This window comes from Thioalkalivibrio sp. ALRh (assembly GCF_000381425.1).
Taxonomy (GTDB): domain Bacteria; phylum Pseudomonadota; class Gammaproteobacteria; order Ectothiorhodospirales; family Ectothiorhodospiraceae; genus Thioalkalivibrio.
Genome location: NZ_KB906523.1, coordinates 47,407 through 69,937, shown reverse-complemented (window position 1 = coordinate 69,937; position 22,531 = coordinate 47,407). Strand labels below are relative to the sequence as shown.

The window sequence follows — 22,531 nt, the reverse complement described above, 5'->3', positions numbered from 1 at the left end:
CCGGCAGATACTGTTCGCAGTATAGCGGTCGGTGTCGCATGGCGCGGCTTGCTACCCTGAATGTCCTGCACATCCACCCGCATGGCAGATGAATCCGCAACCAACCCCCAATCTCGGTGTGTCGCAGTGTTTGCTCGGCGAACCCGTTCGCTACGACGGTGGACATCGGCGGGAGGCCTTTGTGGTCGAACGGCTGGCACGCCATGTCACCTGGGTACCCGTCTGTCCGGAGGCGGTGCTGGGCACGCCGCGCGAGCCGATGCACCTGGTTCGTGAAGGCGGACGTCTGGCGCTGCGCGGGAACGAAACGGGTGGGGACTGCACAGGCCCCGTCCAGGACTTTGTTCAAGACCGTGTGCCAGTCCTCGCGGCGGCCGGACTGGATGGCTACATATTCAAGGCACGATCACCCAGTTGCGGGCTGCAGGTTCGGGTGGCGAACGAGGCCGAGCCCGCTGCGGGCCTGTTCGCCACCGCACTGACCGATGCGCTACCCGACCTGCCCGTCGTCGAGGAGGCCGGGCTGGCCGGTCCGGATGCTCGCGAGGCCTTTCTCGAGCGCATCTTTGCGCATGCGCGGGTTCGCGAGCTGTTTGCCGCGCGGTGGACCCTGGGAGACCTCATGCGTTTCCATACGCGCGAGAAGATGCTGCTGCTCGCCCATGACCGGGTCGGCTACGATCAGTTGGGGCGTTTTGTTGCACAAGCCGCTGGGCAGCCGCGGGACGAGGTCGCGCCGGGATACACGCGGCGGTTTATGGGGGTGCTGGCAAGACCCGTGTCGGTCGGCCAACATGTGAATGTGCTGCAGCATATGGCCGGGCACTTTCGCGATCGCCTGGACCCATCCCGCTCGACGGCCCTGCATGAAGCGATCGACGCCTGCCGCCGCGGCGAGTGTCCGCCACGGCATGTCTACGCGCGAATCCGTGCCCTGGCAGAAGAGCTGGATGTCCAGTGGGTGCGCGAGCAAAGCATCCTCAACCCGTTTCCCCAGGAACTCCTGACCGAAGACATTCATGACTGACGTCGCTGCAACCCCGATCATCGTTCGCCTGGCCCCGGAGATTCATCTGAAGTCGCCCAGCACCCGGCGCCATTTCACGCGGGTCCTGCGGCGGAACCTCAAGCGGGCTCTGATCGGCATCCCGCATGATCTGCGTACCCAGCAGGGCCGGCTGGTGCTCTATACACCGAAGCCCGAGGCGGGCCAGTCGATCCTGCGCAAGGCCTTCGGGGTCAGCACCTTTTCGCCGGTCGAGGCGGTGCTCAAAGAGGTCTCGGTGGAACGCCTTTGCGAGGTCGTGGGCGCCCGTTTCACGGAGGCGGTGCGCGGGCGCCGGTATGCCGTTCGCTGCAAGCGCCATGGCCGCAAGGATATCTCGGCGACCGAGGTCGAGCGCCGGGTGGGTGCAGTCCTGGATGGGCCCGGTCGCGTCGACCTGGACAACCCCGAGGTCGTCGTCCGGATCGATCTCGACCGCGAACAGGCCTGGATTTACTCCAGGCGCGAGCAGGGGGGTGGGGGATTGCCCCTGGGCGTGCAGGGGCGCGCCATGGTCCTGATCTCGGGCGGGTTCGATTCGGCAGTGGCGGCCTGGTACATCATGCGCCGCGGGACCGCCGTGGATTTCGTATTCTGCAACGTTGGTGGGTCCGTGCACGAGGAGATGGTGCTCGCGGTCTGTCGCCGTCTGGTCAGCGACTGGGGCGCGGGCATTCGCCCCAGGATGTTCAGTGTCGACTTTTCCGGCGTGGTCGACGACCTGCGCGCGAAGGTGCCCGGCGATGCCTGGCAGATCGTGCTGAAACGGCTGATGTATCGGGCCGCCGAGCCGATCGCGCGTGAGCGTGGCGCGGAGGCGCTGGTGACCGGCGAGGCGCTCAGTCAGGTCTCGTCTCAGACCCTGTCCAACCTGGAAACCATCGATGCGGTAACCGATCTGCCTGTATTGCGGCCACTGATCGGCTTCGACAAGACCGAGATCATGAACCGTGCGCGCGCGATCGGCACGTTCGAGGTGTGCGAGAAGGTCCCCGAGTTTTGCGCAATCGCGAATCAGCGGCCGATGGTGACCAGCAAGCGCGCACACATCGAAAGGCTGGAAGCCGCGCTCAGTGACGGCTGCCTGGACCGCGCCGTTGCCGAGGCCCGGATGCATGACCTGGGGGCGCCGGCCCCATCCGCGGATCGCACGAGCCCGCTTCTGGTCGAGCATATCCCCGCGGCGGCGGAGATCATCGATTGTCAGCCGCCCGATCTGTATCGGCACTGGCACCTGCCGGGCGCGGTGAATCACCCGGCCGATGAACTCGTGGCGTGCTTCGAGCAGTTCCCGCGCGACCGCGCGTACGTGCTCTACTGTTTTCGTGGTACGCAGTCCGCGGTACTGGCCGAGCGCATGCGTGCTGCGGGCTATGATGCGCGGGCCTTCGCGGGCGATGTGAGCAGGCTTCGCCGGCAGTGGGACAGGCAGCCCGTGACTGAGGTGGATGCCTGAGCGCTCTCGTCAGTGGTCTGTTGGAGTGACGAGGACACGCCCGCGGATCTGACCGGCCAGCAGCGCCTCCGCGCGTTGTGGGAGTTGTGAAAGGCCGACCTCTTTCGCCAGGCAGCGCTCCAGTACCTCCGTTGGCAGCAAGTCGCCAATACGCTGCCAGACCCGTTCGCGGTCGGTCGCGGGATATTGCACAGAATCGATGCCCTGCAGCCGAATGCCGCGCAGCAGGAACGGGATGACTGTGGTCGTCAGCCCCGCCCCGCCCGCGAGTCCGCAGGCGGCGACGACGCCGCGGGCCTGGGTCTCGGCGAGTGCATGGGCCAGGGTATCGCCACCCACGCTGTCGATCACGCCCGCCCAGCGTTCGGAAAGCAGCGGGCGGTCGGGCCGCTCGGCAAGCTCGCCTCGGGGCACGATCGACCGGGCGCCCAGGGCCTCCAGGTGCCTGGCGTTTTCCGGCCGGCCGGTGGCGGCCACAACGCGATAGCCCAGCGCGGCAAGGAGTGCGATCGCCAGATTGCCCACGCCGCCGGACGCGCCCGTGACCAGGATCTCTCCGGTCCCGGGGGTGATCTCGCCGTGTTCCAGGGCCTCGATCGCCAGCATGGCGGTAAACCCGGCCGTGCCCACGATCATCGCGCCACGCGCATCCAGCGTGTCCGGCATCGGGGTCAGCCAGTCCCCGTGGACTCGGGCGTATTCCGCGAAGCCGCCCCAGTAGCGTTCGCCGACGTGCCAGCCGGTCAGCAGGACGTGATCCCCGGGTCGGTAGCGGGCATCGCTGGATTCCGTCACGGTGCCCGCCAGGTCGATGCCCGGCACATGGGGATACTCCCGCACCAGGCGACCCAGTCCGTTGAGGATCATTGCATCCTTGTAGTTCAGCCCCGAGTGTTCAACGGCGACCAGTACTTCCCCTGCCGGGAGGTCGGCCGGGTTCAGGGTGGATACCTCGGCGATCGGTCGAGGATCGCCCTCTTGCAGCAGCAATGCGTTGAATGTGTCGTTTTGGGCCATGGGGGGAACGTAATCGAGGTTTGACGATGTGTGGTTGCGCTACGGGGAAAGCAGGCCGGCGCGGAACAACTCGTCGTAGGTCGTCAGGCCGCGTTCGGCCTTGTCCATGCCGTCATCAAGGAGCATGCGCTGGCCCTTGTCGGCCAGGCGCTGGCGCAGGCCCCTGTCGTCGTGGTGGTCGAGGATGGCCGCGCTGTCGGACTCGTCCAGGTGCCAGACCTCGAAGATGCCGATGCGGCCGTAGTAGCCCAGATTGTTGCAGACGGAACAGCCGCGCGCGGCCCAGACCGTCTCGGGGGTCTCGCGACCGCCGATGCCGAGCCACTTTTGCTCTCGGTCGTTCGGTGCCCGGCGCTCGTGGCAATGCGGGCAAAGACGTCGCACGAGCCGCTGTGCGATCACAAGCTCGAGTGTCGGTGCGATCTCGAAGTCTTCAAGGCCCATGTTGCGCAGGGAGGCGACGGTACCGACTGCATCACGACTGTGCAGGGTGGCCATCAGGGAACGCCCGCTGGTGGCGATGTTGATCGCGCCGCGGGCGGATGGCCCGTCGCGGACCTCGCCGACCAGTACGTAATCCGGGTCGAGTCGAAGCAGGGTCTGGGTGCCTTGCTCGAAGTCGAGTCCCTGGTCGGTATTGATCTGGATCTGGTTCACGCCCGGGATGGCGTACTCGACCGGGTCCTCGAGCGTGATGATCTGCTGCGATGTCTGGCCGATTTCGTGCAGCAGGGCGTACAGGGTCGTGGTCTTGCCGCTGCCGGTGGGGCCGGTCACCAGCAGTACGCCACCGGCTGTCTGCGTCCATTGGCGAATGGCCTCGACCTCCTGTTCCGGAAGACCCAGGTCGCTCAGGTCCTGGAAGGCATCGGGCTCGGCCAGGATGCGCACGGACAGCTTGTCGCCATTGACGCAGGGTACGGTTGTAACGCGCAGATCCAGGTGCCCTGTGTCCTCGCCGCGCCAGGCGAAGCTGCCTTCCGCGGAGTTCAGGGTGGGCATTGGGTCGAGACTGGCCAGCGTCTTGAGCTGATTGGACAGCAGTTCGCCGAGGCCGGACTCGAGTGTCGTGGCGTCGACCATCAGGCCATCGATGCGCAGCCGAATGCGGTAGCCGTGAGGTTCGGGGTCGAGATGGATGTCGGAGGCGCGTACGGCGACGGCGTCCTCGATCAGGGCATGGGCCTCGAGCCGGCCTTCTGCGTGCTCGTCCTCGTTGAGGTACTCGCGCAGGCCGGGGACCAGATGGGGTTTCAGTGCACGCCCGTCACCGGGCGTTGGTCGGAGCGATTCCGGCATTCAGCCCCCGGTGAAAGGATTGGGGATGTCGCGATACCGGTCGAAACCGGCAAAAGCTACCGCTGCGGGCGTTCGCGCAGGTCGCTCGCGGAACGGGTGACCTGTGCCTCGCGGTCCAGCATGATCAGGGCCTGCGTCTCCTCAGTCTCCTCGCTGACCATCTGGTCACCCTCGACCCCGGGCGGCGGGCTTTGAGGCCGCATTTCCATGACCTGCGCGAGGGTGGGCAGCTCAACCTTCGAGACCAGCTCGGCAGTGGCGTCCTGGGCCTGCGGATTCTGCATCGTCAGCACGAAGCCGGTCGCGAGCACGAGCAGCGACAGGATAAACGGGTGCTGTTGTTGGGCCGTATGCAGCGGACGGGTATCGAACATCGATGCAGCCTGGGTAAGGGTCTTGATCCATGGACAATACCCGCGGGAGCGGGTTCCTTCAAGCAACCATGTTCCGGCCGCGAGTGCGCGCTTCAGGTCACTCGGCGGCAGACGAGAAAGACCTCGCCGACGTCTTCTGTGGGGATCATGCCCGGATAGAGCTGGAGCGTCTTCTGACGCTTCAGGGCCAGCGGCATGAAGTAGCGGTTGTAGTAATGCATGGCCGTATCGCGGTGATGCTGCAGGAACCACATGCCCAGACGGGTGAGGAGTGACGAGCGGGGCTTCATGCCGAAGACGCCGCTCTGGTCGATGGTCAGACCATGGCGTTCCAGCAACGCGAACAGGCTGTTGGGCGTGTAGCGGCGGTAGTGACCCACGATTTCGTCGAAGCGGGTCCAGTACTCCGGATGGAGGGGCGTCGAGAGCAGGATGCGCGCCCCCGGGGCGGCGACACGCGTCAGTTCGCGCATGGCCTGCTCGTCATCCTCGACGTGCTCGATGATGTCGAGCGCAGAGATCAGGTCGAAGCGGCCGTCTTCGTAGGGCAGGTCGCTGATGACCGCAGATTCCGTGTGACCGCCTTCGGCGCGCAGCGTGCGCAGGGCGGGCTCGCTGATGTCGGCGAAGTGGGTACCGGCGATGGGCAGCCGCGGCCGCATGCCGGGCCCGACCTCAAGGCGCTCGCAGCCGTCGCGATTGAGTCGGCAGACCAGCGGCCAGGTATTGAACTGGTCGGGCGACACCAGTTGCGAGTCTTTCCACAAGTCATTGTAGAAACGGCGATTGGTGTCGAGCAGCCGATCGTGATCGGCGGTATGCGGGGAGGCAGGATCAGACAAGCAGATTTCCGGGGTGCGAATATGTGAAGAGTATAGGGATTCTGTGACGCTCCATGGCGGAGACCGGGGGGCGCATGTGGGAAGCTGTGAACGGCGTCCGGGTTCCGCCCACGCAAGGGAGCGCTTACCTGGGGCGATGTCGATCAGCCGAAATGTTGTTCCGTGGATTCCTGTGACCGCGTGGGGACCGACACCACGCAGTTCCGCCCTTGGGCCTTGGCGTTATAGACGGCCTCGTCGGCCGCGCGGAACAGGTCGTTGATTTCTACATCACTTCCGGGTTCCCGGCTGGTTACTCCGAAGGACGCGGTGAGCGGCAGGCCCGCCGGGCGCAGGTCCTGGATCCGCTGGCGCAGGTCCTCGGCACGGGTATGGGCATCGAACAGGTCGTTGCCTGGCATCAGGATCAGCAGTTCCTCGCCGCCGAAGCGGACAGGGACCTCGCCGGGCGCGGCCACGGCGCGCAGGAGTTCGCCAATGGCCGCGAGGACTTTGTCGCCGACCAAGTGACCGTGACGGTCATTGATGTCCTTGAAGTGGTCGAGATCCATCAGGATCAGGGCCAGCGGTTGTTCCCGGCTGCAGGGCTCATCGAAGAAACGGCTGGCGAACTCGGTTAGTGCATTGCGATTGCTCAGACCGGTCAGTGGATCAACCATTGCCATTTCGTAGTGCTTCTGACGCTGAAGGCGGACCTCTTCCATCAGGCGTTTGTTGTTCAGCAGGTTGCACAGGCGCGTCCGAAGTTCACCCCCTTGGAAAGGTTTGGTGATGAAGTCATTGACGCCAAGGCGAAATAGCTCCGCGCGTTGGTGCTGATCGTCCAGGCCAGACATGGCGACGATCGGCATCTCGGTCATGTCCGGGCATTGCTGACGGATGCGCCCCACAAGCCCCATCCCGCTCAGCTCGCCCTCAACCAGGATGTCGCTCAGGACCAGGTCGAACTGCGAGGGATCGAAGGCCGCGAGGGCGTCGGAGGCACTGGCGTAGTGCACGATATCGATGCCCATCGGCTCCAGGGCGCGGCGCAGGTAGCGTGCGGCGGTGGGGCTGTCCTCCACAAACAGAATCCGTCCGCTGTGGAGGTTCTCCAGCGGCTGCGCGTACCGTTCGGCCTGCTGGAACAGTTCCCCAATGTTGGTTCGGTCGTGGACATCGGTCGCGCCCGCGGCGAAGGCGCGTTCGCGAATGCGCATATCGGGGTTGGACGTAAGGAGGATCAGTGGCAGCCCGCGGCCGTAACGCTTCTTGCGCGCCGCGCGGCAGAATTCCAGGCCATCCATGTCGGGCAGGCTTAGCGAAACGCAGGCCAGCTCTGCGCGGAAGATGTCCAGGCGTGCGAGCCCCTCGGCGCCGGTGCCGGCCATGCTGGCTTCGTGTCCGGCGGTGCCCACCATGCGGCTCCAAAGGGCCCGGAACACGCGCGAGCGATCGACGACCAGGATCCTCATGATCCCGGCCCCTGTGGGCGATCCTGCCGTGGCCCCCTGTGCCCGTGCATGTCCTTGCTCCCATTCCGTCCGGAAACCGCAGCGTCCGTGCTGCCGCTCCGTATAGTGCGCGTTGCCAGCGTTTGCAACAACTGCGGTACTTCGGCTGTGTTGCCGGGGCATGAATGGAGCGTGGGTCGCCTGACTGCATAAGCCAACCCACGGTACAGTTCCGTCATGACAGGAGACGACGCTGGCAAGGCACCGGGAGCGCGCGATTATCCCCAATGGGATGCCTGCGCCTGTGCGGCAGCCGTGCGTGACGGGGAGGTCGCGCCCGGGTCTCTGCTGCGGTGCGCGCTGGAGCGCCTGGATGCGGTGAACCCCGTGCTCAATGCGGTTTGCATCGATGCCCGATCGCGTGCCAAGGCGCGAATCGACGAGGGCGTTAAGGGACCATTCGCCGGGGTCCCGTACCTGGTCAAGGACCTCCTGCAGGACGTCCAGGGGCTTCCCTCGACCCTGGGCAGTCGGTCCTGCCGCCAGGTCATTGCGCCGGCCAGTGCTGACACCGTCCACCGAGCCGAAGATGCAGGGTTGGTGATTCTGGGCAAGACCGCGACGCCGGAATTCGGGCTCAAGGGGGTTACGGAGTCCGCGCTCTGGGGGCCGACGCGAAACCCGTGGGATATCGATCGCTCGCCCGGTGGTTCCAGCGGCGGGGCGGCGGCAGCCGTGGCGGCCGGGATCGTGCCCATGGCCGGTGCCAACGACGGGGCCGGGTCGATTCGCATACCGGCCTCGTACTGCGGGTTATTCGGACTGAAGCCTTCGCGCGGTCGGGTGCCGGTGACGCCGCTGGCGGGCGAGGCCTGGGAGGGCGCCGTGAGCGAGGGGGTGCTTTCGCGCAGTGTGCGTGACAGTGCCCGGATGCTCGATGTCCTGTCCTCGGGGCAGAGTGCTTCCGCGCCCTTTCGGGTGGAGCCACCTTCGGCAAGCTTCGAGGAACTCGCCCGACGCGAGCCGGGACGCCTGCGGATCGGCTGGAACGTCGATTCGCCCGTTGGCGGAAGAGTCGATCGCGATTGTGTGGAGGCGGTGGGGCGGGCCGGCGCTTTGCTGGAAGCGCAGGGCCACGTCGTCGAGCGGGTAACGGACTGGCCAGTGGATGGCCGGCATGTGGCGCGGTCGGTACTGGCGTTGTTGTACGGACAGGTGGCGGCGTTTGTGGCGCGGGCGCGCGAACGGGGTGCGCGCTGGGACGACTTCGAGCTGGATACGCGTACGCTGGCGCGGCTGGGGCGGGCGTTGACCGCGGGGGAATACGCCCGCGCCCGGCAGGGCTGGAATCGCGTGAGTCTGGCGCTGGCGACGCTGTTCGAGCGCTATGACGTCCTGCTGCTGCCGACCGTGGCGATGCCGCCCCCGCGGATCGGCGAGCTGGAGCCAGCCCCCCTGGTCCGCGCCCTGCAACGGCTTGCCCTGTACCTGCCTGTGGGCCGCTGGATGCTGAACAGCCGCTTTCTGGAGCGGATGACGTTCGAGAACCTGGAGCGCACCCCGTTTACCCTGGCCGCCAACCTGGCCGGAATCCCCGCGATGTCGGTGCCGCTGCACTGGGATCGGGATGGACTCCCCGTGGGTGTGCAGTTCATGGCGCCCTGGGGCGAAGAGGGACGGCTGCTCTCACTGGCGACCCAGCTGGAGGCCGCGCAGCCCTGGTTTGACCGGGTGCCGCCACCCCTGCCGGGCACAGGGCAGGGCTGAAGCATCGTCCCTGCGTCCGATTCGGGTCAGGCGACGCTGTGGCGCCAGCCCGTGATTTCGGCGTGCAGGTGCTGGCGGGCCGGGTCGTCCAGGAAGGCGGCTTCGACCGCGTTGCGGGCGAGCTGCTCCAGGTCGTCGAGCGACAGGCTTAGCGCTTCGGTCGTTGCGCGGAAGTTTTCGCCGATGTAGCCGCCGAAGTAGGCGGGGTCGTCGGAGTTGATGGTGACCCGCAGCCCGGCAGCGAGCAGGCGCTTGAGGTTGTGGTCCTCGAGCTGGTCGAACACGCAGAGCTTGATGTTCGACAGCGGGCAGACGGTCAGCGGGATCTGTTCCTTCGCAAGCCGTTGCAGTAGGGCGGGGTCCTGTTCGGCCTGCACGCCATGGTCGATGCGATCGACTTGCAGCAGGTCCAGGGCCTGGTGGATGTATTCGGGTGGGCCCTCCTCGCCGGCGTGGGCGACGACGCGGAAGCCGGCCTCGCGCACGCGATCGAAGACGGCCCGGAATTTCTCCGGCGGGTTGCCCTGTTCGGCCGAGTCCAGACCGAATGCCGCAATGCGGTCACGGTAGGGCTGGGCCGCCTCGAAGGTCTCCATCGCGGCCTCGGCGCTCAGGTGGCGCAGAAAGCACAGGATCAGCCGGCTGGAGATTTCCAGCTCGCGTTTGCCGTCGTCCAGGGCGCGGGTGATGCCATTGATCACCGTCGCGAACGCCACGCCGCGTTCGGTATGCGTCTGGGGGTCGAAGAAGATCTCGGTGTGGCGTACGTGATCCTCCTGGCAGCGTTTCAGGTAGGCCCAGGTCAGGTCATAGAAGTCCTGCTCGGTCAGCAGGACGCAGGCCCCCGCGTAGTAGATATCCAGAAACGACTGCAGATCCTGGAACTGGTAGGCCGCGCGCACCTCGTCGATCGAGGCATAGGGCAGTTCCACGTTGTTGCGCTCGGCCAGCCGGAACAGGAGTTCCGGTTCCAGGGCGCCCTCGATGTGCAGGTGCAGCTCTACCTTGGGGAGGCGGGCGATGGCGTCTTGCATGGTGGCGGCCTGTGGTTTCGTGCGTGGGCGAGGAATGGTAACGGCTTGTTCTGGATCGCGCTTGATGGGCCGCGATTACGGGTCGATACGCGTCTCGCTGGCACTGCCGTGCTCGATCCAGCCATGGATCATGCGTGGGGTCGCCGTGCCGGCCGCACAGTGGCCCTCGCGGTCGATCACGATCGCCCCGCCGTAGCCGTCCAGTCGCTCGCGCAGCCGTCGCAGGCTCGCGGTGAGGGCCTCGGCGGCACCGAGGCCCAGCAGCTCGATATGGTCGGCCAGGTCCTTGGCGAAGACACTGCGTAGAAAATGCTCGCCGAGGCCGGTCGCCGAGATGGCGGCGGTGTGATCGTCGGCGTAGACGCCCGCACCCGCGATGGGCGAGTCCCCGACGCGGCCGGGGCGTTGGCCATTCATGCCGCCTGTGGAGGTTGCCGCGGCCAGGTGGCCGTGCTGATCGCGGGCGACCGCGCCGATGGTCCCCGGGGCGGGCTCGTCATGGTCCAGCGTGACTGTGCCGCGCCGCAGTGTTCGTTCCAGTTGCTCCCGCCGTTGCGCCGTGATCAGTCGGCTTTCGTCGATCAGGGGCAGCCCGGCCTGCCGGGCAAAGCTTGCGGCACCCTCCGCGACCAGCAGCACATGCGCGCCGTCCTCCAGGATTGCGCGGGCCAGGCGGATGGGGTTGGCGATCCCGCGCACCGCGCCCACGGCCCCCACACCGAGGGTTTCACCGTCCATGATCGCGGCGTCCAGCTCGACCGTGCCCTCGCGGGTCAGGGCCGCTCCGGTGCCTGCGTTGAACATCGGGTCGTCCTCGAGCAGCGCCGCGCAGTATTCAACGGTGTCGAGCGCACACTCGCCACGGGCCAGGCGCTCGCGGCCAGCCTCCAGTACCTGCAGCATCGCGGCGTGGTACTGCTCGGCAACCAGCGGGTCCTGCGCCTCGCGGATGCGCCCGGCACCGCCGTGGATCATCAGCGAGAAGGATTCCGAGGCCATCAGCGGTCCTGCACCTGGCCACGGATGAACAGGATGTCGCTGTGGCTGCCCGGGACAAAGCGGCTCTGGGCGATCGCGATCTCGCCCGCCGCGTTGACCGCCATCCGCCGTTTCAGCTGCCCCTGAAGCCCGCCGCTGTAGGGCCGGTCGACGGTGCCCGGGACGGGCTCGACGGGCGCGAACGCCAGGGTGTCCAGCGTGGCGTGGGTAAACGCCAGACCGTACGGGCGATCGGTCGGGTGTTGATAGCGCTGCCAGACGAGATAGAGCCGGTCGGCGGAGCGCGCCAGCGTGGGGAAGCCGCCCGGCCAGTCACCCGCGTCGAGCTCATTCGCCGGGCCGAACTCCAGGGTGTCGGCATCGGCCTGGGTGATGTGCAGTCTGCGGTGGTAGGGCTGGCGGTAGTCCTCCAGGTCGTTCGCAGGGATGGCCCCGAACGCCAGATGCACGGTACCTCCGTCATCCACTACTAGCGAAGGGGCGTCGGCATGACCTGGCGTTTCAACCGCCGTCGCAGGTGCGGAAAAGCCTTCGCCCAGTTCATCCGAGGTCGCGATGCGGATGTCGGCATACGGGCTGTCACCCTCCGACCAGGCGAGCAGGATCCGTCCCGAGGGGGCCTGAGCCAGACTCGGTGCGCGGGCCGGTTTGTAGGCCCCTTCGTTGATCGTCTCGGGTTCCGCGAAGCTCTCGCCATTGTCGGACGAGTAGGTGACGCGCAGCGGACCCTGGTACTCGGTCCAGGCCGCGACGACCTGACCCTCGGCGGCCAGCAGCAGGTCCAGGCTGCCATTGTCCCAGCGATGGGCGGTGATGCGTCCCTTGCCGGCACCGTCCCGCGAGTTGGACAGATTCTGATGATCCTCGAAGGAGCGTCCCCCGTCCCGGGAGCGGGCATAGAGGATCTCCCCGCCGTGGTCGCCCCCGGTAAACAGGATCTCCTGCCAGAGCAGGTGAACGGTGAATGCGTCCTCGTCATCCGGTGGCGGCTCGATCGCGACGCGCGGCAGCCAGGAGAAGGTGTCCGGTTCCCCGCCGATACGGGTGGGCTCATCCAGGACGGCCTGGCCGTCGCGGTCGTAGCGTTGCAGCAAGATCGCCTGTTCTACCTGGTCAACCCAGACGACCACCACCTCGCCATGATCGTTGATCGCCACCGAGGCATCGTCCACATAGCGAAACTCGGAGGCATTCATGCGCCAGGGGCCTCGGTAGGCCTCGCCGCGGGCGACTTCGCCGGGATCCTGCCAGACAATCCGGTTCTGGGCTTCGTGGTCCGCCAGTGGTGGTGTGGGCGCAATAGCGAAAGCTAGGCCGGCCACGAGGCCAATGGCCGGCCGGGCGTGTGCGTGTGCGTGTGCGGTACGAGCCATGCGACCTCCTGGGATGAAATCCGGGCCGGTTACGTGCGGCTGCGCATTATGGGACCACCGGGTGCCGGGAAGGATTCACGTCTATCCCCCAAGGGGAGACAACAGTTCCTGGACGAAACGGCCGAACAGCGCTGGTTCCAGCAGGAGCATGAAGCTTACGCCCCAGGCACCGCCCCACAGGTGGGCGCTGTGGTTCACATTGTCGCGAGCCTGGCGCTGCGCCCAGAAGGAATAGGCCACATAAGCCGCCGCAAAAACGATCGCCGGCATCGGGATGAAGAACACGAACAGCATCGACCAGGGCTGCAGCAGGATATAGGCGAACAGAACGGCCGAGACCGCTCCCGAGGCGCCCAGGCTGCGGTAGAAGCGGTTGTCCCGATGGCGCAGGTGGGTGGGCAGGATCGCCAGCACGATGCCGGCCAGATAGAACGCCACAAAGCCCAGTACGCCGATCTCCGGGACCAGCACGCGCTCCATGGCCATCCCGAAGAAGAACAGCGTGATCATGTTGAACGCGAGATGGGTACCGTCCGCGTGAATGAACCCGTGGGTGATCAGCCGCCAGTATTCCCCGCGGGCCACCGCCGGTGGCCAGTAGATCATCCGCTCCATCACGCGCGGTCGCTGCCAGGCCCAGACGGAGGTCGCCACGGTACCCGCGATGATGAACAGCGTGATGTAAAAGTCCTGTTCCATTGATGATCGGCCACGGTCGGGGGGCCGATTTTTCTGATGGGTTCGGCCCTGGATATTGAAAAGTTCGCTCGACTTCCTACGTATCGGGGTAGGAGCCCTGAATGCAAGTGCGTACGACACACAATACGAGGAGGTGACCGCATGGACCTGCAAAAGCTCAAGCCGTGGAACTGGTTCAAGCGCGAGGAACAGGAACAGCCCGAGGTCCTGCCCGTGCGGCGCGATGACGCCACGGGCGACCCGCTGCTGCGGATGCACCAGGAGATGGACCGGATGTTCGAGCAGTTCTTCGGTCGTGCCCCGGGCGGTGCCCTCGCGGGGCGTACCGGTCCATTGTGGCTGAAGCCCAGCGTGGACATCGCCGAGGGACGCAAGGCCTACCGGATCTCGGTGGAGGTGCCCGGGATCGCGGAGGAGGAGATTGACCTCTCGATCGATGGCGACGACCTGATCGTCTCCGGCGAGAAACGCCAGGAACACGAAGAGGACGAGGAAGGCTACCACCGGATCGAGCGCAGTTACGGGCGGTTTCGCCGGGTCCTGAGCCTGCCCGGCGACGCCGACACGGACGGCATATCCGCGCACTTCAGGAACGGCGTGCTGGATATCCATGTGCCCCGCCGCAAGGATGGCGAGCGCCCCGGGGTGCGGCGAATCGAGATTGGCCGTTAGCGTTGCGTGGGGGCACCGGTCGGGACATGCGCATCGGACCGGCGCAGTCTAGGCTGAAGGACAGGTAAGCGGCAGGGAGGCCGATGATGACGCGCCGTATCGTGATCTGCGCGGACGGGACCTGGAACCGTCCGGAAGAGGACGTCGAGTCCGACGTCCCGACGAACGTATTGCGCCTGGCTCGGGCGGTGGCGCCGGTCGACGCCGCTGGCGACACCCAGCAGGTGTTCTATGACTGGGGTGTGGGGTCGTACCACGCCCGGGTCAGTGGCGGAATAACCGGGCGGGGCATCCACAAAAACATCACCGATGCCTATCGCTACATCGTGCAGAACTACGCCTCCGGCACGGAGCTCTTCCTGTTCGGGTTCAGCCGGGGCGCGTACACCGTGCGCAGCCTGTGCGGCCTGATCAACAACTGCGGGGTTCTCCGGCGCCCGGATGCACGCCTGATCGAAGAGGCCTTTCGCCTGTACAAGCGCACAGGGGCGGCTTACAAGCCCGAGGGCAAGCACTCGCGCGCCTTTCGCGAGACCCACAGCCATCCCTCTCGGACGATCCGTTTCGTGGGTGTCTGGGATACCGTCGGGGCACTGGGCATCCCGTTTTCGGTGCTCGGGCTGTTCGACCGCACCGACGAGTTCTACGACACCAAGCTCGGCCCGAATGTCCGGATCGCCCGGCATGCACTGGCCATCGACGAGCGCCGCGCGGACTTCGAACCCACCCTGTGGGAGCCGCGCGAAGGGCTGGATCTGGACCAGCAGTGGTTCGCCGGGGTGCACGCGGATATCGGGGGCGGCTATCCACCCGATGCCCGGGGGCTGCGGGTCGCCGATATTGCCCTGGACTGGATGCTGGAGCAGGCATCCGCCGCAGGACTGGAGTTCGAGCCGCACCTCCCGGCCAGCCTGCGCCCCGACGCTCGCGCCGCGATCCACCAGTCGCGGCGTCACATCTATCGCTTGCGCCGTACACTGGTCCGGGATCTCGACCAGGGGGATTCCCCGACGCGGCTGCACTCGTCGGTCGAAGAACGCTACCGGCAGTCGCGCGACTACCGTCCTCCAAACCTCAAGGCCTATCTCGACAAGCGATCCCGCGACAGGTGACCTCACTGGCGCCGGGTCGTGTCATCATGAATGCACCGGCACGGGGGCGTTTGGAGGTATAACCGCCGCTTTGGCGGGGGTACCGGGCTCGGGGCGAGAGAGTGGCAACGGCTTTGGGGAGGGGGCATGGCGAGGTCGCGTGACGCGAGCCAGGAACGCTGGATCGATCGGTTTCGTGTGCTGGCGACACTGGGGGAGAGTGCGCGCGACGGCCTGTATGTCGCGCATGACGGCGTACTGGACCGGCGCGTGATGGTACGTACGCTGACGCACCAGGCCCTGGGCGATGCCGAGGCGCGTGATGACCTGATGCGCGCGGCCCGCGCGGTGAGCCGTTTCCGGCACCCCCACAGCGCGGCGATCTTCGAAGCGGGGCCCTGGGACGAGGGTCTTTACCTTGTATGCGAGTACATCGAGGGCGAAACGCTGGATGCCCTGCTCGCCAGGGGACGGCTGCCGCTGGACCGCGCCCTGGCGCTGATGCGCGAGATTGTCGATGCCCTGGCCGCTGCGCACGAGCAGGGGATTGTTCATGGGTCGCTGCAGCCCGCGAACATCACGGTGGGCGCGGATGGTCATGCGCGAGTCACCGGTCTGGGGCTCGCGTTGCCCCAGGGTAGCGAACAGGCCGCGGGGCATCAGACACAGACGCGCCATTACCTGGCCCCGGAGCAGCTGCGCGGCGGCACGCCTGCACTGGCAGGGGACGTGTTCTCGCTGGGGGCGCTGTTCTACGAACTCATGGCGGGGCGTCGGGCCTTTCCCGGGGACACCGACCAGGGTGTTCTGGATACGATGGAAACCGGCGTCTTCGAACCGCCGTCGAAGCACACGGGCGAGGGCGACGAACGCCTGGATGCCATCGCCCTGAGGGCACTGCGGCCCGATCCGCACGAGCGTTACGCAACGGCCCAGGCGCTGCGCGAGGCGTTTCTCGCCGTGACCGAGGGCCGCGAGTCCGACGCGGGAGATCCGGGCGACTTCATCCTTCGAAGGATCCGGCGCAAGCCGGACTTCCCGGGGGTCTCGGCCCACATCCGCGAGATTACCCAGTGCTCGGGCGACAGCCAGCAGCGCTCGGTCGCCGAACTGTCGAATGCGGTGCTGAAGGACTACGCGACGACACAGAAGCTTCTGCGGCTGGCCAATTCCCCTTTCTACAGCAACTTCGGCGGCAACATCCGCACGGTGTCCCGTGCGGTCGTCCTGCTGGGATTCGAGCAGGTGCGCACGGCGGCGCTAGGCCTCGTCCTGCTGGAAAACCTCAAGGGCGGGAGCCAGTCCGCTCGCCTGATGCAGGCGATGGTTCAGACGCTGTTCAGCGCGATGCTGGCGCGCACGCTGGCCCGGCAGCTCGGCGGAGTCGAAAGCGAACAGGCGTTCGTCTGCGCGTTGTTCCACGACATCGGGCGGATGTTGGCGCTCTACTACCTCCCCGAGGAGGCCGACGAGATTCAGATCCGGCAGACGCAGGGCGTTTCCGAGGGCAGTGCGGCGCGCCAGGTGCTTGGGCTCTCGTACGAGGCACTGGCGCGTGCCGTGCTGGAGGACTGGAACTTCCCGCGCGAGATCGTGCAGGCGGTCGAACGGGCGCCCGAGGGCACGTTGCCGGCGGTACGCGACCCGGACCAGCGTCTGCACCGGATCGTGACCCTGGCCAGCGAGATGGCGGGCCGGATTATCCACCAGGACCCGGCGGAGCAGGATCTCGCCCTGGCCGAACTGCGGCGCCGCTACAAGGCGTCGCTGGACGTCGAAGCTACGGGTATGCGCCGGGCCATTCAGGACGGGCGCGAGCATCTCGAGCAGTTTCTGAGCGTGGTCAAGCTGCCGCGCGAGGGGCAGGAACATCTGCGGCAACTGCGACGGAATCTGGGGGTTGGCGAGACCGCGCAGGGTGGCGATGTTCCGGACGAGGAGGCCCTGCTGGATGCCAATGGTGGCCTGGCGGCCGACGGCCCGGGCTCCGGGGCGGCGTCACCGGCCGAGCAGGCGGCGGCGCTGATGGAGTCGCTGACGGACATGCTCGATGCGATGGTCGAGGGATTCGAGCTGAACCCGCTGGTGCAGGCCGCGCTGGAAAACATCTACCAGGTGCTGGGGTTGCGCCGCGCGATGCTGATGCTGGCGGATCGGGAACGCCGCACGCTGGTGGCCCATACCGCGTTCGGGCATGAGGCGGAATCCCTGTCCGGGCGCTTGCGCTTGTCTCTGTCCGGCTCCGGCAATGTCCTCTCGCTGGCCATGACACAGCGCAAGGATATGGTGATCAGCGACAGTTCGGACCCGGCGATCAGCCGCTACCTTCCGGGGGAGTTCCGTGATGTGCTGGATGCGCGTAGTTTTCTCTTGCTGCCTCTGGGTGTGCGTGAGCGCTGCGTGGGGCTGCTGTACCTGGAGTTGGCGCCGGGCAGTACGGAACTGGACCCGCTGGTGCTGCGCGCTCTGAAATCGGTTCGGAATCAGCTGGCCCTGGCGATCTGCGAGGCGCGTTCCTGACGCGATTCAAGGCGACCCCTCCCCGGCGAGTACGCCGATGCGGTAGTCGGGGAGCATGTCGTGGGCACGGCGGCTGTGGGGGCGGCCGGTACCCTTCGTATCCCATCCGTGCGAAGCATCCGTTCCGCAGTCGTCCTCGATCGGCGTCGGATGGCGCGGCAGGTACTTGGTGAAGTCATAGACCACGCCATGGATCGCCATCCAGCAGTCGTCTTCGCTGGCGTGGCGGGCCAGTTCCTCGAGCGTGATGCCCTCGTCACCCTCCACAACCGGTGGGGTGGTGTCCGGGCCCAGCAGGTGCACGGCCAGGAGGGTCAGCAGGCTCGCGATGAACGCGACTAGGAGCGTGTAGAGAGTCTGGCCGGTTCGTGTCATGGCGTTCTCACAGCAGATGGAAGGCCTCGGAGTGGATGCGCGCGTTCGGCACGCCTTCGGCATGCAATAGTCCGCGTACGTAAGAATCGACGACCCCCGGACCGCAGATCCAGAACTCGGCGGATGCGAAATTCGAGCAATGCTGCCGCAGGAAATCGGCGCTGAGCAGGCCGTCTCGTTCGCGCAGGTGCAGCGTTACGTCCAGATGCTCGATTGTTTCGGCGAGACGCTCGAGTTCGTCATGGTAGGCCGCAGCCTCTCGGCGATCGGCAAGCTGGAACAGGTGCACAGGGGGATCGGCCGAACGTCCTTCGTGCGCCAGCGTGCGGACTGCGGACACAAATGGGGTCACGCCGACTCCTGCTCCCAGCCATATGGCCGGACGCTTGCGATTATGTCCCTGCAGGAAGGTGCCGTACGGTCCTTCGACCTGGACGGGGCTGTCCCTGGCGATTGTCTGCAAGGCGCGCGATCCATCGCCCAGGGCCTTGATTCCGACCCTCAGGTATTCCTCCCCGGGCGCGGAGGCGATGGTAAAGGGGTGTTCTTCGCCCTGGCCGTTGGCTAGTCCCGGGTCGAACGGTGTCAGGTAGACAAACTGGGCCGGTTGATGCGCCAGCGGTCTTCCTTCGGGGCGCAGACGCAGCTCCACCATGGTCGGGGTTAGTCGCTCGACTCCGTCGACCCGGTAGTCATGCCGTCCGATCCGGGGCGAGAGCAGCTTGCGCCACAGGTAGGCGGCCAGTGCCAGGATCCCGAGCAGCCACCAGGGCCAGGTCGCCTGCGCCAGCGGCCAGGCATGGACAACCCCCAGCAGAAGCGCGAGGCCGGACAGCACATGCAGGCGTTTCCAGCGGGCGTACCCGGGCTCGCCAAAGAACTTGAAGGTCGGGGCCAGCACGATGACTAGCACGACCAGTGCGCCCCATCCGGCCAGGATGGGCCAGTGATCGGGGCCCGGGAACAGGCGGTGAACGGCGGATGCCACCGAGTGTCCCAGCCCCCCGGCGGCGACGAGCCAGACGTGCACGATCGCGAGGAGCAGGGCGGCGGCGCCCAGGGCGTGGTGGCGTCTCCAGAGGTCGATCAGCCCGCCGAACGGGCGGTCGATGTGCGGTAGCCGGATGCTCAGGATGCCGGCCAGCAGCATGCAGGTGAGGGCGAGTACCCCGGAGACCTGCGTCAGCCAGCGGATGACCTCGTCGCGCTCCCAGATGATGGGCGCCAGGTGGCCACCGGCCCAGAGCGGGACGAGCAGGGCCAGCAGTAACAGAAAATCGCCCCGGTGGAGTCGGTTCACGGCGGCGCCCCTGAAGGGTGACCATCCGTCGAGTATGGAAATGCCTCGTGCGCTTCGCAAGTGGGCGTCAGAGCTTGCGCCGGTACCAGTGGATCACGATCCAGTCGTACAGCGCGTGGGTGATGATGACCACCAGCAGGTTGGCCGTCAGGTAATAGACGAGCCCCAGATAAAGCCCGATGGCCGTGGCAAAGACGAAATAGAGCCGCGTGATCGCATGGGCCAGGCCGAAGACCACCCCGGCGATCAGGATCGCCAGGAACGCCGGCAGGTGGGTGTCGAGCCAGGTCTGCAGGACACCGCGAACCAGGAGCTCTTCGCCGAGTCCGGCCAGCAACGAAATCAGCAGGATGGCCCCTGGCCAGGCGCTTCCGAACAGTCGCGCGATGAAATCGCGCACCTGTCCGGAAAGGGTGTCGTAGGCGGACCCGCCGAAATGCGCGATGAGCCCCAGCATCGCCAGCATCGGCAGCACCGCGATCACGCCGATCAGCGCATGATTCGGATCCCAGTGCAGGTGCTCGCCCAGCGGAACCCCGGCGATTGCGGCCAGGAAGAATGCCAGGGGGATCAGGGCGGCCTGGAACATCAGGCCGACCAGGAGGGGGTGGCTGCGCAGGTTCATGGGCGCAGGGTAGCGCACCCATGGGGTGGTTACGTGTTTTCCGTCAGCGCATGCACATGGCTGCGTACGCTGCGCGCCAGCGCCGCGAGATCGTAGCCACCCTCCAGCACCGAGACCAGACGGCCGGTCGCGTGCCGCTCGGCAATCGCCATCAGCTGGCGCGTGACCCACTCGAAGTCGCTCTCGAGCAGATTGAGCCCGGCGAGCGGGTCGTCCCGGTGGCCATCGAACCCGGCTGATATCAGGATCAACTCCGGCCGGAATCGTTCCAGGGCGGGCAGCCAGTCGCGCTCGATCGCCGCGCGAAAGGCGGGGCCGTCTGTCCCCGCCGCGAGTGGGGTATGGACCAGGTGTTCGCGCCGGGACAGCGGCCGGTCCGGATAGAACGGATGCTGGAAGCTGGAACAGAACAGCGCCCGGGGATCATCGCGAACGATGTCTTCGGTCCCGTTGCCGTGATGGACGTCGAAGTCCGCGATTGCGACACGGCTCAGGCCGTGTACGTCCAGGGCCCAGCGTGCCGCGATTGCCACGTTGTTGAACAGGCAAAAGCCCATTGCCCGGTCCCGCTCAGCGTGGTGTCCCGGGGGCCGAACTGCACAGAAGACATTACGGGCCTCGCCCTCGAGGACGCGGCGGGTACCCTCGATTGTGGCTCCCGCCGCATGGTGCGCGGCGCGAATGGAATGCTCGTTGATGTGCGTGTCGGGGTCCACGGCAACGCGAACGCCCGGGTCGGGTTGGGCCGCGTGGATCGCGTCTACATGGGTACGGGAGTGGGCGCGCAATAGGTCCTCGTCCGTGGCCGCCGGCGGGTCCTCGATACGCTCCAGTCCATTGAGGTTTTGCAGCGCGGCATCGATCGCGGCCAGTCGCTGCGGGCATTCCGGGTGTCCGGGTCCGGCATCGTGGAGCCGGCAGGCGGGGTGGGTGATGTACAGGGTACGGGCCATCGCCATCGACCTCTGCGTAGTGGCCGCGGGGTACGGCAGGGTTCAGCGCAACTGGCTGTCCTTGGAGGCGCGCCGGTTGTAGGGGCTGAAGGCCGCGTCCGTCTCGTCATGCGCCTCCTGGCAGGGGACGCACAGGCGTACGCCGGGCAGGGCAAGGCGGCGGGCCTCGGGGATTGTGGCCCCGCATTCCTCGCACGCCTCCAGGCTCTCGCCCTCGGGGAGTTGGCTGCGCACGCGCGCCAGTGCGTCCTCGACGGTGTCGTCGATCTGTTCCTGTTCCGCGCCGTCTTTGGACCAGCCACCCGCCATCACACCATTCCGTCAAAGCCTGTTGGGTGTTAGATACCCAGGCCCTGGCAGGGAGTTCCCGAGGTGTTAGTCGCCGTGGCCGAATTCGCGGGCGACGTAGTCGATGTCCTTGTCGCCCCGGCCGGACAGGTTGGTGAGGATCGTGATGCCGGGGTTCTCGCGGCCGTATTTCATCGCCCAGGCGACGGCATGGGCACTCTCCAGCGCCGGAATGATGCCCTCGGCACGCGACAGGCGGTAGAAGGCCTCCAGGGTTTCGTCGTCGCTGATCGCATGGTAGGCCACGCGTTCGATGGTCTTCAGGTACGAGTGCTCCGGGCCTACACCGGGGTAGTCCAGCCCCGAGGCGATGGAGTGGACCGGGGCCGGGTTGCCTTCCTCGTCGGCCAGCAGCATGCATTTGAAGCCGTGGATCATGCCGGGCTTGCCGTAGGTCATGGTGGCGGAGTGTTCGCCCAGCTTCGTGCCGCGTCCGAGCGGCTCGACCCCGTTCAGCTGCACGCCGGCGTCCTCGATGAAGCCGGCAAACATACCCATCGCGTTGGAGCCGCCGCCAACACAGGCGACCACATGATCGGGCAGTTCGCCGCCGGTCATCTCCATGAACTGCTCGCGCGCCTCGATGCCGACCACGGACTGGAAGTTGCGCACCATCAGCGGGAACGGGTGCGGGCCCACCACGGAGCCGATCGCGAACAGGGCCTCGTCGGCCTGCGACAGGTAGGACTGGAAGGCGGAGTCGACGGCCTCCTTGAGCGATCGCCCGCCAAAGGAGACCGGCACGACCTGCGCGCCCATCAGCTTCATGCGGGTGACGTTGGGCGCTTCCTTGGCGATGTCGATCTCGCCCATGTGGATCTCGCATTCCATGCCGAAATATGCGGCCGCCGTGGCCAGCGCGACCCCGTGCTGCCCGGCGCCGGTCTCCGCGATCAGCTTGCGCTTGCCCATGTGCTTGGCCAGCAGGGCCTCGCCCATGCAGTGGTTCAGCTTGTGCGCGCCGGAATGGTTCAGGTCTTCGCGCTTGAGATAGATATGCGCACCGGCCTCGCGGCTCAGGTTGTGCGCGTAGTACACCGGGGTGGGGCGGCCCTGGTAGTGCTTGCGGATGTAGCGCAACTCGTTCAGGAAGTCGGCCGAGCGGGCGAGCGCGAGGTAGGCGCGATTGATCTCGGCAAAATGCGGTTCCAGTTCCGGGGGCAGGAACGCACCCCCGAACTCGCCGAAATAGCCTTCCTGGTTCGGAAAATCCTTCAGGTACGACATCGCCCGCCCTCGTGCATGTTCGAAAGGGCGAATGATCCTGTGCCGGGCGCGCTTTGCCAAGCCCGTTCGCGAAATCCGCGGG

21 protein-coding genes are annotated in these 22,531 nt (G+C 66.6%); 6 read left to right on the top strand and 15 right to left on the bottom strand.

Annotation, left to right across the window (positions count from 1 at the left end; all coding sequences use genetic code 11):
• The first annotated feature begins 88 nt into the window (after positions 1-88).
• The gene (locus F791_RS0110725) at positions 89-1,027 is read left to right on the top strand and encodes a DUF523 and DUF1722 domain-containing protein (RefSeq protein ID WP_018862897.1); all 939 of its coding nucleotides are present in this window, start codon (positions 89-91) and stop codon (positions 1,025-1,027) included.
• On the top strand, positions 1,020-2,501 hold the full coding sequence (gene thiI / locus F791_RS0110720) for a tRNA uracil 4-sulfurtransferase ThiI (protein ID WP_018139311.1): 1,482 nt from the start codon (positions 1,020-1,022) through the stop codon (positions 2,499-2,501). Before F791_RS0110725 ends, thiI begins: the two co-directional genes overlap by 8 nt.
• Before the next feature lie 9 nt (positions 2,502-2,510).
• Here thiI and F791_RS0110715 read toward each other — a convergent pair whose 3' ends face one another.
• The 5 genes from F791_RS0110715 to F791_RS0110695 form a co-directional block, all read right to left on the bottom strand.
• Positions 2,511-3,518 (bottom strand): MDR family oxidoreductase, encoded by a 1,008-nt coding sequence (locus F791_RS0110715; protein ID WP_019592573.1) that lies wholly within the window; start codon positions 3,516-3,518, stop codon positions 2,511-2,513.
• A 39-nt stretch (positions 3,519-3,557) separates the two neighbouring features.
• Positions 3,558-4,817 (bottom strand): GspE/PulE family protein, encoded by a 1,260-nt coding sequence (locus F791_RS0110710; RefSeq protein WP_018139313.1) that lies wholly within the window; start codon positions 4,815-4,817, stop codon positions 3,558-3,560.
• 56 nt (positions 4,818-4,873) lie between these two features.
• The gene (locus tag F791_RS0110705) at positions 4,874-5,191 is read right to left on the bottom strand and encodes a hypothetical protein (RefSeq protein ID WP_012982770.1); all 318 of its coding nucleotides are present in this window, start codon (positions 5,189-5,191) and stop codon (positions 4,874-4,876) included.
• A gap of 92 nt (positions 5,192-5,283) precedes the next feature.
• A complete protein-coding gene (locus F791_RS0110700) occupies positions 5,284-6,033 on the bottom strand; it encodes a bifunctional 2-polyprenyl-6-hydroxyphenol methylase/3-demethylubiquinol 3-O-methyltransferase UbiG (RefSeq protein ID WP_018139314.1) in 750 nt (249 codons plus the stop codon).
• Between the two features lie 143 nt (positions 6,034-6,176).
• Entirely contained in the window at positions 6,177-7,487 is a 1,311-nt protein-coding gene (locus F791_RS0110695) for a diguanylate cyclase (protein WP_018994911.1), read from the bottom strand.
• 216 nt (positions 7,488-7,703) lie between these two features.
• Between F791_RS0110695 and F791_RS0110690 the strand changes: the two genes are divergently transcribed.
• Positions 7,704-9,233 carry an amidase family protein gene (locus F791_RS0110690; protein ID WP_051080506.1) on the top strand — a complete coding sequence of 510 codons (1,530 nt, stop codon included), beginning with the start codon at positions 7,704-7,706 and terminating at the stop codon, positions 9,231-9,233.
• A 26-nt stretch (positions 9,234-9,259) separates the two neighbouring features.
• Here the strand turns inward: F791_RS0110690 and F791_RS0110685 are convergent, their stop codons facing one another.
• The 4 genes from F791_RS0110685 to F791_RS0110670 form a co-directional block, all read right to left on the bottom strand.
• Entirely contained in the window at positions 9,260-10,267 is a 1,008-nt protein-coding gene (locus F791_RS0110685; protein WP_019592571.1) for an adenosine deaminase, read from the bottom strand.
• Positions 10,268-10,342: 75 nt separating this feature from the next.
• Positions 10,343-11,266: an isoaspartyl peptidase/L-asparaginase family protein gene (locus F791_RS0110680; RefSeq protein ID WP_019592570.1), complete on the bottom strand. Its 924-nt coding sequence runs from the start codon at positions 11,264-11,266 to the stop codon at positions 10,343-10,345.
• Positions 11,266-12,639 carry a sialidase family protein gene (locus tag F791_RS0110675; protein WP_019592569.1) on the bottom strand — a complete coding sequence of 458 codons (1,374 nt, stop codon included), beginning with the start codon at positions 12,637-12,639 and terminating at the stop codon, positions 11,266-11,268. The genes F791_RS0110680 and F791_RS0110675 overlap by 1 nt, the downstream gene beginning before the upstream one ends.
• A gap of 81 nt (positions 12,640-12,720) precedes the next feature.
• The gene (locus F791_RS0110670) at positions 12,721-13,338 is read right to left on the bottom strand and encodes a rhomboid family intramembrane serine protease (protein WP_018139320.1); all 618 of its coding nucleotides are present in this window, start codon (positions 13,336-13,338) and stop codon (positions 12,721-12,723) included.
• 141 nt (positions 13,339-13,479) lie between these two features.
• Here F791_RS0110670 and F791_RS0110665 point away from each other — a divergent pair, with 141 nt between their 5' ends.
• The 3 genes from F791_RS0110665 to F791_RS0110655 all read left to right on the top strand — a co-directional run bounded on the left by F791_RS0110665 (position 13,480) and on the right by F791_RS0110655 (position 17,621).
• Positions 13,480-14,010: an Hsp20/alpha crystallin family protein gene (locus F791_RS0110665; RefSeq protein ID WP_018174213.1), complete on the top strand. Its 531-nt coding sequence runs from the start codon at positions 13,480-13,482 to the stop codon at positions 14,008-14,010.
• A gap of 86 nt (positions 14,011-14,096) precedes the next feature.
• Positions 14,097-15,122, top strand: a complete 1,026-nt coding sequence (locus F791_RS0110660; RefSeq protein ID WP_019592568.1) for a DUF2235 domain-containing protein — start codon at positions 14,097-14,099, stop codon at positions 15,120-15,122.
• 126 nt (positions 15,123-15,248) lie between these two features.
• On the top strand, positions 15,249-17,621 hold the full coding sequence (locus tag F791_RS0110655; protein WP_019592567.1) for an HDOD domain-containing protein: 2,373 nt from the start codon (positions 15,249-15,251) through the stop codon (positions 17,619-17,621).
• 6 nt (positions 17,622-17,627) lie between these two features.
• Here the strand turns inward: F791_RS0110655 and F791_RS0110650 are convergent, their stop codons facing one another.
• The 6 genes from F791_RS0110650 to trpB all read right to left on the bottom strand — a co-directional run bounded on the left by F791_RS0110650 (position 17,628) and on the right by trpB (position 22,449).
• Positions 17,628-17,996, bottom strand: a complete 369-nt coding sequence (locus tag F791_RS0110650; protein WP_019592566.1) for a cytochrome b5-like heme/steroid binding domain-containing protein — start codon at positions 17,994-17,996, stop codon at positions 17,628-17,630.
• Positions 17,997-18,003: 7 nt separating this feature from the next.
• Positions 18,004-19,296, bottom strand: a complete 1,293-nt coding sequence (locus F791_RS0110645) for a ferric reductase-like transmembrane domain-containing protein (protein ID WP_019592565.1) — start codon at positions 19,294-19,296, stop codon at positions 18,004-18,006.
• Between the two features lie 67 nt (positions 19,297-19,363).
• On the bottom strand, positions 19,364-19,921 hold the full coding sequence (locus tag F791_RS0110640; protein WP_019592564.1) for a CPBP family intramembrane glutamic endopeptidase: 558 nt from the start codon (positions 19,919-19,921) through the stop codon (positions 19,364-19,366).
• Positions 19,922-19,950: 29 nt separating this feature from the next.
• Positions 19,951-20,880 (bottom strand): histone deacetylase family protein, encoded by a 930-nt coding sequence (locus F791_RS0110635; RefSeq protein ID WP_018139327.1) that lies wholly within the window; start codon positions 20,878-20,880, stop codon positions 19,951-19,953.
• Between the two features lie 36 nt (positions 20,881-20,916).
• A complete protein-coding gene (locus F791_RS0110630) occupies positions 20,917-21,183 on the bottom strand; it encodes a DksA/TraR family C4-type zinc finger protein (RefSeq protein WP_018139328.1) in 267 nt (88 codons plus the stop codon).
• A gap of 66 nt (positions 21,184-21,249) precedes the next feature.
• Complete coding sequence (gene trpB, locus F791_RS0110625; RefSeq protein ID WP_019592563.1) at positions 21,250-22,449, bottom strand: tryptophan synthase subunit beta; 1,200 nt, start codon at positions 22,447-22,449, stop codon at positions 21,250-21,252.
• Positions 22,450-22,531: the final 82 nt, after the last annotated feature.